General features: G+C 74.6%; 15 protein-coding genes, 3 tRNA genes and 1 pseudogene. 9 read left to right on the forward strand and 10 right to left on the reverse strand.

Annotation, left to right across the window (positions count from 1 at the left end; all coding sequences use genetic code 11):
* From FVA95_RS10735 to FVA95_RS10755, 5 genes are all read left to right on the forward strand, one after another.
* On the forward strand, nt 1–170 hold a 170-nt coding region (locus FVA95_RS10735; RefSeq protein WP_149664080.1), incomplete at its 5' end, for an integrase core domain-containing protein.
* Nucleotides 171–179: 9 nt separating this feature from the next.
* Nucleotides 180–812, forward strand: coding sequence for an oligoribonuclease (orn, locus tag FVA95_RS10740; RefSeq protein WP_043280303.1), 633 nt, complete (start codon nt 180–182; stop codon nt 810–812).
* A gap of 64 nt (nt 813–876) precedes the next feature.
* A tRNA-His gene (locus FVA95_RS10745) sits at nt 877–949 on the forward strand.
* A 49-nt stretch (nt 950–998) separates the two neighbouring features.
* Nucleotides 999–1,071: transfer RNA gene (locus FVA95_RS10750), tRNA-Lys, on the forward strand.
* Nucleotides 1,072–1,095: 24 nt separating this feature from the next.
* Nucleotides 1,096–1,171, forward strand: a tRNA-Lys gene (locus FVA95_RS10755).
* Nucleotides 1,172–1,261: 90 nt separating this feature from the next.
* On the opposite strand, the gene FVA95_RS32835 is transcribed toward FVA95_RS10755, so the two are convergent.
* From FVA95_RS32835 to FVA95_RS10765, 3 genes and pseudogenes are all read right to left on the reverse strand, one after another.
* On the reverse strand, nt 1,262–1,453 hold the full coding sequence (locus FVA95_RS32835) for an amidohydrolase family protein (protein ID WP_240051405.1): 192 nt from the start codon (nt 1,451–1,453) through the stop codon (nt 1,262–1,264).
* 266 nt (nt 1,454–1,719) lie between these two features.
* Nucleotides 1,720–1,929 (reverse strand): annotated as a pseudogene (locus tag FVA95_RS32840) (amidohydrolase family protein); the annotation flags it as partial.
* 87 nt (nt 1,930–2,016) lie between these two features.
* Nucleotides 2,017–2,433 carry a MarR family winged helix-turn-helix transcriptional regulator gene (locus FVA95_RS10765; RefSeq protein WP_149664081.1) on the reverse strand — a complete coding sequence of 139 codons (417 nt, stop codon included), beginning with the start codon at nt 2,431–2,433 and terminating at the stop codon, nt 2,017–2,019.
* A 96-nt stretch (nt 2,434–2,529) separates the two neighbouring features.
* Between FVA95_RS10765 and FVA95_RS10770 the strand changes: the two genes are divergently transcribed.
* Both FVA95_RS10770 and FVA95_RS10775 read left to right on the forward strand, forming a co-directional pair.
* Nucleotides 2,530–3,447, forward strand: coding sequence for an alpha/beta hydrolase (locus FVA95_RS10770; RefSeq protein ID WP_164514852.1), 918 nt, complete (start codon nt 2,530–2,532; stop codon nt 3,445–3,447).
* 76 nt (nt 3,448–3,523) lie between these two features.
* The gene (locus FVA95_RS10775) at nt 3,524–4,972 is read left to right on the forward strand and encodes an MFS transporter (protein ID WP_304627178.1); all 1,449 of its coding nucleotides are present in this window, start codon (nt 3,524–3,526) and stop codon (nt 4,970–4,972) included.
* A 16-nt stretch (nt 4,973–4,988) separates the two neighbouring features.
* Here the strand turns inward: FVA95_RS10775 and FVA95_RS10780 are convergent, their stop codons facing one another.
* From FVA95_RS10780 to FVA95_RS10810, 7 genes are all read right to left on the reverse strand, one after another.
* A complete protein-coding gene (locus tag FVA95_RS10780) occupies nt 4,989–5,798 on the reverse strand; it encodes a D-glutamate cyclase family protein (RefSeq protein ID WP_149664083.1) in 810 nt (269 codons plus the stop codon).
* A complete protein-coding gene (locus tag FVA95_RS10785) occupies nt 5,795–7,126 on the reverse strand; it encodes an MFS transporter (protein WP_149664084.1) in 1,332 nt (443 codons plus the stop codon). The genes FVA95_RS10780 and FVA95_RS10785 overlap by 4 nt, the downstream gene beginning before the upstream one ends.
* Before the next feature lie 180 nt (nt 7,127–7,306).
* On the reverse strand, nt 7,307–7,720 hold the full coding sequence (locus FVA95_RS10790; RefSeq protein WP_149664085.1) for a VOC family protein: 414 nt from the start codon (nt 7,718–7,720) through the stop codon (nt 7,307–7,309).
* Between the two features lie 70 nt (nt 7,721–7,790).
* Entirely contained in the window at nt 7,791–8,738 is a 948-nt protein-coding gene (locus FVA95_RS10795; RefSeq protein ID WP_149664086.1) for a biotin-dependent carboxyltransferase family protein, read from the reverse strand.
* A complete protein-coding gene (locus tag FVA95_RS10800) occupies nt 8,735–9,382 on the reverse strand; it encodes an allophanate hydrolase subunit 1 (protein ID WP_161992266.1) in 648 nt (215 codons plus the stop codon). Before FVA95_RS10800 ends, FVA95_RS10795 begins: the two co-directional genes overlap by 4 nt.
* Entirely contained in the window at nt 9,379–10,161 is a 783-nt protein-coding gene (locus FVA95_RS10805) for a LamB/YcsF family protein (protein WP_370460854.1), read from the reverse strand. Before FVA95_RS10805 ends, FVA95_RS10800 begins: the two co-directional genes overlap by 4 nt.
* A complete protein-coding gene (locus tag FVA95_RS10810) occupies nt 10,158–10,832 on the reverse strand; it encodes a GntR family transcriptional regulator (RefSeq protein WP_149664088.1) in 675 nt (224 codons plus the stop codon). Before FVA95_RS10810 ends, FVA95_RS10805 begins: the two co-directional genes overlap by 4 nt.
* Nucleotides 10,833–11,000: 168 nt before the next feature.
* On the opposite strand from FVA95_RS10810, the gene FVA95_RS10815 reads away from it, so the two are divergent.
* Nucleotides 11,001–11,633 carry a class I SAM-dependent methyltransferase gene (locus FVA95_RS10815; RefSeq protein ID WP_161992267.1) on the forward strand — a complete coding sequence of 211 codons (633 nt, stop codon included), beginning with the start codon at nt 11,001–11,003 and terminating at the stop codon, nt 11,631–11,633.
* 1 nt (nt 11,634) lies between these two features.
* Complete coding sequence (locus FVA95_RS10820; RefSeq protein WP_149664090.1) at nt 11,635–12,594, forward strand: asparaginase; 960 nt, start codon at nt 11,635–11,637, stop codon at nt 12,592–12,594.
* Nucleotides 12,595–12,622 lie beyond the last annotated feature (28 nt).

Genomic DNA, 12,622 nt, shown 5'->3' on the forward strand with positions numbered 1-12,622 from the left:
GGACCCTGGCCGACGGCTGGGCCTACGCCCGACTCTATGAGTCGACCCGCCAACGCAACGACGCCCTACCCGGCTGGCTGCACTTCTACAATCACCACCGCGCTCACTCCACCATCGGCGGCCAGCCACCAGTCACCAGGCTGACCAACCTCCCTGGACATCACAACTAGGCTGTGACGATGACCGATCGGCTGGTGTGGATCGACTGCGAGATGACCGGGCTCGATCTGGGGTCCGACGCCCTCATCGAGATCGCAGCCCTGGTCACCGACGGCGACCTGAACATTCTCGGCGAGGGCGTGGACGTCGTCATCGCCTGCGACGACGCGAAGCTCGACGCGATGCCCGACGTCGTGCGCGACATGCACGCCCGGTCCGGGCTGACCGAGGAGGTCCGGCGCGCGACGGTCACGGTCGAGCAGGCCGAGAAGATGGTGCTCGACTACGTCCGCACCCACGTCCCGGACGCCCGGTCCGCGCCGCTGGCCGGCAACTCGATCGCCACCGACCGCGGCTTCATCGCCCGGGACATGACCGAGCTCGACGGGTACCTGCACTACCGGATGATCGACGTCAGCTCGGTGAAGGAGCTGGCACGGCGCTGGTTCCCCCGGGTGTTCTACGCCAAGCCGGAGAAGGGCCTCGCGCACCGCGCGCTCGCCGACATCCGCGAGTCGATCCGCGAGCTGGCCTACTACCGGCAGGCGCTGTTCGTGGCCCCGCCCGGTCCGACGACCGAGCAGGCGCAGGCCGCGGCGGCCGCCGTCGCGCACGTCGCGGCACCCCCGCAGACCGGTACGACCCCCGGCTGAGGGCTCCCACGGACCCCGGTCTATAGTTTCTCCAGCGCTTCCGGGAGTCCGGGAGATCGCGATGGTGGGTGTAGCTCAGTTGGTAGAGCACCTGGTTGTGGTCCAGGGGGCCGCGGGTTCAAGTCCCGTCACTCACCCGGTCGCCGATTCTGCAGCAGCAGAGCCGTGCGACGGACAAGTACACATGCGCCGTTAGCTCAATTGGCAGAGCAGCTGGCTCTTAACCAGCGGGTTCGGGGTTCGAGTCCCTGACGGCGCACGCACGATCACAACCGAATAGCACGCGCCGTTAGCTCAATTGGCAGAGCAGCTGGCTCTTAACCAGCGGGTTCGGGGTTCAAGTCCCTGACGGCGCACCACCGATTCTGTGGGGGTAGGACGTCATCGTCCTGCCCCCACAGCTCGTCCTGGCCCCTGCAGCTCATGGTGCCGACGGTTCCCGGCCGTGCTCAGCTCGGCAGGGCCAGCAGCCGTTCGGCGTTGAGGTGGGCGATCTTCTCCATCGCGAGCGGGGGCAGGTCCGCCTCGCGGAGGAACGCCCGGGCGCCGTCGTTGCCCAGCATCGGGTAGTCGACGCTGAACATGATCCGGTCCACCCCGACCGTCTCGACGCAGAACCGGAGCTGGGCCTGGTTGAACATCCCGCTCGGGGTGATGTGGACGTTCTCCCGGAAGTAGTCCCCGACCGGACGGTCCAGGCGGGTGATCCGCTACGGCAGGGCCTCCTCGATCCGCTCGAGGTAGAAGGGGACCATCTCGCCCCAGTGGCCGCCCCAGGCACTCGTCTGCAGCCGGGCCGTGACGATCGGGCCAGCCCGCCCTCGTAGTTCGACCGGGAGGTCTCGACCGGCGGGACGCCCGGGTGCAGGTAGATGGGCACCCGCAGCTCCGCCGACCGCCGCAGGACGGGGTCGAACCGGGGCTCGTCGAGGAACCCGTCCCCGGTCCGGCCGTTGATCATGGATCCGACGAACCCGAGCTCACCGACGGCGCGGTCGAGCTCGTCGGCGGCGGCGTCCGGCACGGCAGTCGGCAGCGCGGCGAAGGCGGCGAAGCGGTCCGGGTGCGCCGCGACGGCCGCCGCCGCGCGGTCGTCGACCTTCCGGACGAGCTCCACGGCGACGTCGGCGGGCAGCTGCGAGGCTAGCGGGCCACGGGACTGCCGGCCCCCGACGAGATCCTGCGAGGTCCCGGCCCCGGCGGTCTACTCCACCGGTCCGAGCAGGGCGAGCAGGATCCGTGCCAGCTCGGCCCGGTCCTGCGGCGGGATCCGCGCGAGCCTGCGGTCGAACTCCCGCGCCAGCGCGGCGAGCGCCCGGTCGCGGGCGGCCTCCCCCTCGGCGGTCAGGACGAGCCGGTGGCGGCGCAGATCGGCGTCGTCGATCTCCCGGCGCAGGTAGCCGAGGCCGACCAGGGTGCGCACGTACGCCGTCACGCTCGCCTTCGGGATGACCAGCGTCGCGGCGAGCTGGGCCGGGTAGGGGGACGTGGCGACCTCGGCGAGGACGAAGAACTCCTTCGTCTCCAGGCCCAGCTCCGCCAGGTCGGCGACGCACTCCTCCAGCACGACGGTCAGCAGCCGATGGTTCAGCGACCACAGCTGCGCGGCGTCGACCGACACGAGGGCCTCCCATTCCGTACGATGTCGAACAGAGTCAAAGTCGAACTACCTGCATGTCGAACTTCGACGCTGTCGACCCTAGACGGAGGGGCTCCCGTGCCACTGCAACACATCACGATCCCGCGCGGGCCCATCCAGCTCGCCGCCGACCTCCACCTGCCCCCCGGCACCGACGGGTCGGCTCCCCGGCGTGCCGTGGTGCTGTCGACCCCGGGCAGCAGCGTCAAGGAGCAGATCGGCGCCCACTACGCCCGCCGCCTCGCCGACCGCGGCATCGCCGCGCTCGTCCTCGACCCCGCCCACCAGGGCCGCAGTGGTGGCGAGCCGCGCGACCTCGAGGACCCGTACCGGCGGGGCGAGGACATCAGCTACGCACTCGACGCGCTCGACACCACGGCCGGCATCGACCCCCGGCGCATCGGCGTGCTGGGCATCTGCGCCGGTGGCGGGTACGCCGTCCACACCGCCCGCACCGACCACCGCATCAGGGCGGTGGGCGTGGTCGTCCCGGTGAACATCGGCACCGCGTTCCGCGACTTCGCGTCCGACGGCCCCGGCGCCGCACTCGACGCGATGGCGGACGCCCGTTCGGCCGAGAACCACGCCGGGGACCTCACCCGCGAGAAGTGGCTCCCCGACGACGCCGAGGAGGCCGCCGCGCTCGGAGTGGACGACATCGACACGACGCAGGCGATCCGGTACTACCGCACCGAACGGGGCGGGAGCGAGTACTCGACGAACCGTCGCCTCGCACGGGGGGACTCCCTGCTCCTCGGGTACGACGCGTTCCACCTGGTCGACCCGCTCATGACCCAACCCCTGCAGGTCGTTCTCGCCGGTCGCGTCGGCACCACCGGCTCCTACGAGGCCGGCATGCGGCTCTGGGAGATGGCCCCGAACCCCGTGGACCTCATGGTGGTCGACGGGGCGGGCCACTACGAGATGTACGACGAGCCCACCTACGTCGACGCCGCGGTCGACCGTCTCGCCGGCTTCTACGCCACCCATCTGTAGCCATCAGGGGAGCACCCGGCACCGCGGGGCAGGCTATCGTCGACCCCAGTTCGTTAGCTCCGGACAAGGAGATGCCGTGGGGAACGACGTCGTCGTACCGGCCGGTCCCGCCGGACGCCGGCACCGGCTGCTGATCCTGGCCGTGCTCTGCACCAGCATCCTGATCGTCTCGATGGACGTCACGATCATCAACGTGGCGCTGCCCGCGCTCGTCGCGGACCTGCGCGCCTCGATCACCGAGCTGCAGTGGACCGTCGACGCCTACACCGTCGTCCTGGCCTGCTTCCTGATGCTGGCCGGCGCGACGGCGGACCGGGTCGGGCGCCGCCGCGTCTTCCGGACCGGGCTCGTCGTGTTCGGCATCGGGTCGCTGCTGTGCAGCCTGGCTCCGACGGTCGGCTGGCTGATCGGGGCGCGGGTGGTGCAGGCCCTCGGCGGCGCGATGCTCAACCCGGTCGCCATGTCGATCATCACCAACGTCTTCGCCGACGTCCGGGAGCGGGCCCGCGCGATCGGGGTGTGGGGCGCGATGGTCGGCATCTCGCTGGGCCTCGGCCCGGTGCTCGGCGGGCTGCTCGTGGACACCGTCGGCTGGCGGGCGATCTTCTGGGTGAACATCCCCGTGGTGCTGGCGGCGTGGGTCCTGACGGCGCGGCTCGTCCCGGAGTCGCGGGCCGCCCGTCCGCGGCGGGCCGACCCGGTGGGCCAGCTCCTGGTGGTGGCGCTGCTCGGGTCGACGGTGGCGGCGGTGATCGAGGGGCCGCGGCTGGGCTGGTCGTCGGCGGGGGTGCTCGGGCTGGTGACGCTGGCCGTCGTCGCGCTGGTCCTGCTGGTCGTCTGGGAGCGGCGGCATCCCGAACCCCTGGTGGAGCTGCGGTTCTTCCGGAGCGCCCCGTTCACCTCGGCGACGGTGATCGCGGTCTGCGCGTTCGCGGCGTTCGGCTCGCTGCTGTTCCTGTCCGCGCTCTACCTGCAGGACGTGCGGGGGCTCAGCGCCCTGCAGGCCGGGCTGACCCTGCTGCCGGCCGCCGTCGCGACGACGGTGGTCGCGCCGCTGGCCGGGCGGATGGTCGCCGCACGCGGGGCCCGGCTGCCGCTCGTCCTCGGCGGGACGGCGATGGTGGCGGTCGCGCTGACCTTCTCCCAGCTCTCCCCCGCCACCCCACTGTGGGTCGTGCTCGTCGCGCACGGGGTGTTCGGCTGCGGGTTCGCGCTGCTCAACCCGCCGATCACGAACACGGCGGTGAACGGGATGCCGCCCGAGCGGGCCGGCGTCGCCGCGGCGGTGGCCTCGACGAGCAGGCAGGCCGGGCAGTCGTTCGGCGTCGCGATCAGCGGGACCGTGGTCGCCACCGCGGCGAGCACCGCCGCCGGGGTCGCGACGGCGTGGGCGGTCGTGGTGCCGCTGACCGTCGCGGTCGTGGTGCTGGGCGTACTGGGGACCACGGCGCGGGCGCACGCCTCCGCGGCCCGGGTCGCGGCGCTGTTCCCCGCGGGACCGTCGTCCCCCGCCCGCGCGGCCTGAGCGGGGGACGGCGGCGTCATCCGCGCGGAGCGGCGCCCGCGGCGGCGTCGACGGAGTGGTCCAGCACGACCATGTGTCCGGCCGCGTGGGTGAACACGTACTCGGCACCGCAGCCGGGCAGGGCCAGCTGCGGGGTGACCCCGCAGGCCCAGAAGACCGGCACGTCACCCTCCTCGACCACCGGCTCCGGCCCGAAGTCCGGCCGGGCCAGATCGGAGATCCCGATCGCGGCGGGGTCCCCGACGTGCACCGGCGCGCCGTGCCCGGTCGGGTAGCGCGCCGTCACCTCGACGGCCCGGTCGACGAGCGCGGCGGGCACCGCGCGCATGCTCACCACCAGCGGTCCGTGCACCCGGCCCGCGGGCACGGTCGGGCGGGTCGTGACGTACACCGCGGGCGCGGACGAGCGCGGGTTGCGCCGCACCGGGACCCCGGCCCGTTCCAGGGGCTCCTCGAAGGTGTGGCTGCACCCGAGCAGGAACGCCACCGAGTCCGCGCGCCACCGGTCGCGCAGGTCGGTCGGCTCGCCGTCCTCGACCCCGTGGAGCCAGGTCCGGTAACGCGGGAAGTCGGTGCGGACGTCGACCCGGGTGTCCCCGACGGTGACGACCGGGTCGCCGGTGTCGCCGACGCCGAGCAGCGGGCACGGCGTCGGGTTCCGCACGCAGAAGAGCAGGAAGTCGTACGCCGTCGACTGCGGTACCACCACCAGGTTGGCCTGTTGGTACCCACCGAACAGGCCCGCGGTGGGCTCGGTCCAGCTCCCGGCGGCGGCCAGGGCGCGCAGCTCGGCCGGGGTAGCGGGCGCCGTCGTCGCGGCGGTCACCGGGCCAGCTCCCGGCGGGCGGTCTCGCGGACGGTGAGCAGGGTCAGCAGTGCGACGACCGTCGCGACCATCAGCAGATAGCCGGGTGCGAGCGGGTCACCGGTGACCGAGGTCAGCCAGGTCGCGAGGAACGGGGTGAGACCGCCGCCGATGATCGTCCCGCCGTTGAAGGCCAGGGACAGGCCGGTGTAGCGGACCCGGGTCGGGAACTGCTCGGCGTAGGTCGGGTAGGTGACGGCCTGCACGACCGGCATCGGCAGGGCCAGCAGGAACATGCCGAGGACGGCCAGGGTGAAGTCGCCGGTGCCCATCAACGCCATCGTCGGGAGGATCAGCACGGAGTAGCCGAGGAACCCGGCGACGATGAGCTTCTTGCGGCCGTAGCGGTCCGACAACGCTCCGGCGAGCGGCATCAGGCACGCCACGAACAGCCCGATCGCGGCCATCAGCCAGAACGTGCTCGACTTCGGGTAGCCCAGCTCCGAGGTCAGGTAGATGTTCATGAAGATCAGGCCGATCCAGTAGCCCGCGTTCGACCCGGTGGCCAGCAGCAGCACGGTCACCAGCGCGCGCCGGTGGTGGGTGAGCACCTCCCGCACCGGGGCCTTGGGCAGCTCGCCCGCCACGCGGCTCTGCTCGAACTCCTCGGAGTCCTCCAGCCGGTGCCGGGCGACCAGGGTGAGCACCACCAGCGGCAGCGCGAGCAGGAACGGGATCCGCCAGCCGAACGCGCTCAGCTGCTCGGCGGTCAGCAGGGTCGAGGTGACCCCCGCGACCAGGGCGGCGGTGCCGCCGCCGAGCGCGACCCCGACCGGCGTGAAGGACCCGAAGAAGCCGCGTCGGCCCGCCGGGGAGGACTCGGCGAGATAGGTGGCCGACCCGGTCACCTCACCGCCGGCGAAGAAGCCCTGGGCGAGCCGGGCGAGGACCAGCAGGGCGGGGGCGAGCAGGCCCGCGGTGGCCGCGGTCGGCAGCAGCCCGACCAGGGCGGTCGCGGTGCCCATCCCGGTGATCGTGAACACCAGGACCGGCTTGCGGCCCAGGCGGTCGCCGAGCCGGCCGAGGACGATGCCGCCGAGCGGGCGCATGAGGAACGCGCTGCCGAACACCGCCAGCGTCGACAGCAGTGAGGCGACCGGGTCGGCGCCGGGGAAGAACAGCGGCCCGATGACGACGGCGAGGTAGCCGTAGACGCCGAACTCGTAGTACTCGACGGCGGTCCCGGACGCGGCGGCGAGCGCCGCGCGGCGGGACCGGGCCGGGCTCGGCGACGGGGTGGAGGGACTCTCGGCGGCCCGCCCGGTGGGGGCGTCGCTTGATAGGGTCATGGGTGTCTCCCGGTGGAGGTCCCGCTGCTGCGGGCAGGCGTGATCGCGGTGTGTGGGCGGAGAAGACCCGGCGTGCGCGAGACGGCGACACCGGTGGCTCAGCGGGTCATCGGCGGGCGGCATCCCGCCGATGACCCCGGCCGCGGGCCCGTCCGGGGACGGGCCGCGACCGTGTGGGGATCAGACGGCGAACAGCTGCTCGGGGTCGGCGAAGGCCTTGAACTCGAGCGCGTTGCCCGCGGGGTCGAGGAAGAACATCGTCCACTGCTCTCCCGGCTCCCCCTCGAACCGCACGTACGGCTCGATGACGAACTGCGTGCCGGCGGCGGTCAGCCGCTCGGCCAGTGCGCGGAACTCCGGGACGCTCAGCACGAGCCCGAAGTGCGGGACCGGCACGTCGTGGCCGTCGACGGGGTTGGTGCCGGCGACGCCCGCGCGCGGGGTGTCCGACGGCTCGCCGACCTGGTGGGTGACGACCTGGTGGCCGGCGACGTTCCAGTCGGTCCAGCGCTCGGCGGAGCGGCCGCGGGGGAAGCCGAGCAGGGTGCCGTAGAACTCGCGGGCCGCCTCGATGTCGTCCACCGGGATCGCCAGGTGGAACGGCGGCGCACGGAGGTGACGATCGCGGCGGGTTCCGTGGTCGGTGCGGACACAGGGGTACCTCTCATCCTTCGGTGTCGCGCCGGGACGGGATGGCGTCCAGACGCAGGGGGTCCCCGGGCCGGAGCTGGCCGAGGAGGTCGATGTCGGCGTCGGCGACGACGCCGACCACCGGGTAGCCGCCGGTCACGGGGTGATCGGCGAGGAACAGGATGGGCTCGCCCGATGGCGGGACCTGGACCGCGCCGAGCGGCACGCCCTCGCTGGGCAGCGATCGGTCGCCGACGGCGAGGGTGGCGCCGGTGAGCCGGATGCCGACCCGGTCGCAGTGCCCGGAGACGCGCCACGGGGCGTGCCGGAGCAGGGCGCGGTCGGCGGGGCCGAGGACGCCGTCGCGGGGGCCCCAGTGGAACCGGACCCGGGTCGCGGGACCGGGCAGCCGGGGCGCGGCGAGCTCGACCGGCACGGCGGGCGGCTCGCCCGGCACGGGGCCGAGCGGCAGGTCGACGCCCGGGGCGACGGCGGGCGGGCCGAGCCCGGTCAGCGAGTCCCGGGCGCGGGACCCGAGCACGGGGGCGGGTCGGACCCCGCCGCCGACGGCGAGGTAGCTGCGCAGCCCGCGCGGCGGGGTGCCGAGCCGCAGCCGTGCGCCGGCCGGGACCCGCACGCAGCGGGGGTCGGCGACCGGGCGGCCGTCGAGGGTGACCGGGACCGGGGCGCCGGTGACCGCGACCCAGCGCGGCACGTCGAGGACGACCGCGAGACCGCCCAGGGTGACCTCGACGGCGGCCTCTCCGGGCCGGTTGCCGACCAGCCGGTTCGCGGTGGCGAAGGCGGCCCGGTCGACCGGCCCGGACGCGGTGACGCCGAGGTGCGCGAGCCCGGGGCGGCCCGGGTCCTGCACGCTGGCGCCCGGCCGGGCGTCGAGCACCCGCAGCCGCGGGCCGGGGGCGGGTCCCGCGGCGGGCGGGACGGTGGCGGCGCGGGCGGGCGGGTCGAGCAGCGCGGTCATGCGGGCACCTCCACGAAGCGGACGCGGTCGCCGAGCCCGAGCCGGTTGGGCGGGGTGGCGTCGACGTCCCAGAGGACCGCCGTGGTCGTGCCGATCTGGTGCCAGCCACCGGGCGTCCCACCCGGGTACACGACGGTCTGGTTCCCGGCGATCGCGACCACACCGGCCTCCACCCGGGGCCGTGGGGTGGACAGCCGCGGCAGCCGCAGCGCGTCGGGGAGCCCGTCGAGGTAGGCGAACCCGGGGGCGAAGCCGAAGAAGCCGACCTGGTGGGTCGCGGCGGCATGCGCCCAGGCGACCTCGGCCGGGGTGGTCCCGAGCCGGTCGGCGACGGCGGGCAGGTCGGCGCCGTCGTAGCGGACGCCGACCTCGACCGTCCGGGCCGACGGGACGGGGGTGCCCGCGTCGGTGACGGTGGTGGCGGCGGCGCCGGTGGCGAGGGTGCGCAGGTGGCGGCGCAGCGCGGCCATCCGGGTGCCGGGGCGGGCGACGACGAGCACGGTGGCCGCGGCCGGGACGACGTCGGTCACCCAGGCGTCCCAGCCGTCGGCCGCGGCGCCGTCGGCGACCGCGCGCACGGTCCCGGGGAGGCAGTCCACGATCCAGGACCGGTCGCCGGCGCGGTGCACGGCGGGCGCGGTCACCGGGCAGCCCCGGCGAGCGGGCCCGCGCCGCAGCCGATCCCGGCGGCGGACAGGGCGTCGCGGGCGGCGCGGGCCAGGGCGTCGGCGCCGGGGGTGTCGCCGTGCACGCACAGCGCGGCGACCGCGCCGTCGGGCGGGCGGACGCTGACGACGGTCCCGTCGACGGCGGTGACCGTCCCGTCCCGGGCGACCGAGACGGCGCGGGCGGCGGCCTCGGCGGGGTCACGGACCAGGTCACCGGGCCGTCCGCGCGGGACGAGACCCCCGGCCGCGGTGTAGCCGCGGTCGAGGAACGCCTCGGCGCGCGGGCCGAGACCGGCCGCGAGCGCGCGCTCCCACACCTCGGTGCCGGGCAGGCACAGCAACGGCAGGCCCGGGTCGACGAGCCGGACCGCCTCGACGAGCGCGTCGGCGTGGTCGGGGTGGGTGCCGGTGGCGTGGTAGAGCGCGCCGTGCGCCTTGACGTACCCGACCCGGGTGCCGGCCGCCGCGGCGAACACCGAGAGCGCGCCGATCTGGTAGACGACGTCGTTGACCAGCGTGTCGCGGGCGACGTCGACGAAGCGGCGGCCGAACCCGGCGAGGTCGCGGTAGGAGACGTGGGCCCCGACCGCCACGCCGCGGGCCGCGCAGTCGTCGCAGGTGCGGCGCATGACGTCCGGGTCTCCGGCGTGGAAGCCGCAGGCGACGTTGGCGGCGTCGACGACGTCGAGCAGCGGGCGGTCGTCCGGCACCCAGGCGCCGAAGCCCTCTCCGACGTCGGTGTTCAGCGCGATCACCGGGCGTCCCGTCCGGCCCAGAACGCCGACAGCTCGCCGCGGTCGGCCGACCAGGCCGCGTGCAACCCGTCCTGGCCGCCGTCGATGTGGGCGAGCACGAGACGGCGGAGCTCGGCGGCGTCGCCGTCGGCCAGTGCCTGGACCATCCCGCGGTGCTCGTCCTGCACGCGGTCGTAGGCGCCGGTGCCGTGCACGTAGAACCGGGAGTAGGGCTCCAGGCGGTGGTAGAGCTGGGAGATCAGCTCGTAGCGCAGCGGCAGGCCGGCGAGCCGGTACATGTCCAGGTGGAACGCGAGGTTGGTGCGCGACCAGGCGGCGGCACCGGTGTCGGTGACCCGGTCCATCTCGCCGGCCATGCCGTCGAAGCGGGCGACGTCGCGCCGCGACACCCGTTCCGCGACGTGCGGGGCGAAGCTGGGCTCGACCATCCGGCGCAGGTCGTAGATCTCGTCGATCTCGGCCAGGTCCAGCTCGGTGACGAAGGTGCCGCGCCCGGGCTCGCTGCGCAGCAGCCCCTCCCCCACCAGGGTGCGCAGCGCCTCCCGCAGCGGGATGCGGCTCACGCCGTAGCGGTCTGCGAGCTCCTCCTGCACCAGCCGGTGACCGGGCGGGTACACACCCTCCACGATCGCGCGACGCAGGGCGTCGACCAGCGCGTCATCCGATGCCATGCGTTCTGTATACGGTGGATCCAGCGTGTACGAAAGCCCCTGCCGTCGTGCTTAACAGGACCGACACCGCAGGACACACGGCAGGACACACGGTCGTCGCGGCCGCGGCGGAGTGACCCGGGTCGCCCCGACATGACCGCGGAGCCCGCGGCCGCCACGATGGTGCGCATGGCCCGACCCGACCACGCCGTCTTCTTCAAGCGCTCGTTCTCGAAGATGGACCAGCTCGCGACCCCGTTCCTGACCGGGCGGCGGCTGTGCCGCCAGCTCGCCGGGGTGGTGCCGCGCGGCACGAACGGCGTCGTCGTCGAGCTGGGCGCGGGGCCGGGCGTGCTCGCCGAGCCGATCCGCGAGCGCCTCGGCCCGCACGCGCGCTACCTCGCGATCGAGATCGACGAGGAGCTTGTCGCCCACCTGCGCCGGCACAAGCCGTGGCTGGAGGTCGTGCAGGGCGACGTCGCCGACCTGGACCGGATCCTCGACGAGGCCGGCATCACCGAGGTCGATGCGTTCGTCTCGACCCTGCCGTGGGCGGTGTTCCCGCAGACCCTGCGCCTGCAGGTCATGGGGACGATCGCGCGCCGGCTGGCCCCGGGCGGGGTGATGAGCATGATCATCACCTGGATGGCGCTGCCGAACCGGGTGCGGGTGCTGCGCGACCTGCTCGACACCCACTTCGACGAGGTCGTGGAGACCGCGACCGAGTGGCGCAACCCGCCGCCCGCCCGCACCTTCCTGTGCCGGCGACCGCTCCCCCGGTTCAACTTCCTCGGCGGGCAGGACAACCGCTCGGCGAGCTGACATGGTCGTCCCGCCCGTCCTCGCCGCCGCCGTCCCACTGGCCGTCGTCGAGCGGCAGGGCACCGCCGAGTCGGTGCACCTGGGCACCGTGGCGGTGTACCACCCCGACGGCACCGTGACCGGCTGCGGCGACCCGGACGTCCCATTCCTGCCGCGCTCGGCGCTCAAGCCGGTGCAGGCGGTGGCGATGCTGCGAGCCGGGCTGGACCTCGACGGGGAGCTGCTCGCGCTGGCCTGTGCCTCGCACTCCGGCGAGCCCGGCCACGTCGACGGCGTGCGGCGCATCCTCGCCGGCGCCGGACTCGACGAGACCGACCTGGACAACACCCCGGACCTGCCGCTGGGGGCGGCGGCCGCCGCGGAGGCCCGCGCGGCGGGGACGTCGCCGTCGCCGGTGCTGCAGAACTGTTCGGGCAAGCACGCCGGGATGCTCGCCGCGTGTGTGGCCGCGGGCTGGCCGACGGCCGGCTACCGCGACCCTGCGCACCCGCTGCAGCGGCTGGTCCGGGACACCGTCGCCGAGCTGACCGGGGTGCCGGTCGGGGTCACCACCGTCGACGGCTGCGGCGCGCCGCTGTTCGGCAGCACCCCGGCCGGGCTGGCCCGGGCCTTCGCGACGCTGGCGACGGCCGCCCCGGGCACCGTCGAGGGGCGGGTCGGGGCCGCGGTCCGCGCGCACCCGTGGTGGGTCGCCGGCACGGACCGGCCGGTGACCCGGCTCGCCGGCGCGGTGCCGGGCCTGGTCGCCAAGGACGGCGCCGAGGGTGTGCTGGCGGCGGCGCTGCCCGACGGGCGGGCGTTCGCCGTCACCGTGCTGGACGGGTCGCCGCGGCCGCTGCCGGTCGTCGCCCGCGCGGTGCTGGAGTCCCTCGGCGCCGGGTCGGCCGCGCTCACCGAGGCGACCCGTACCGACGTGCTCGGCCACGGCACGCCCGTGGGCGCGGTCCGCGCGCTGGTCTGAGCGGCCCGCCCCGCCGCCCCGGGGACAC

The organism is Pseudonocardia sp. EV170527-09 (assembly GCF_008369905.1).
Classification (GTDB): domain Bacteria; phylum Actinomycetota; class Actinomycetes; order Mycobacteriales; family Pseudonocardiaceae; genus Pseudonocardia.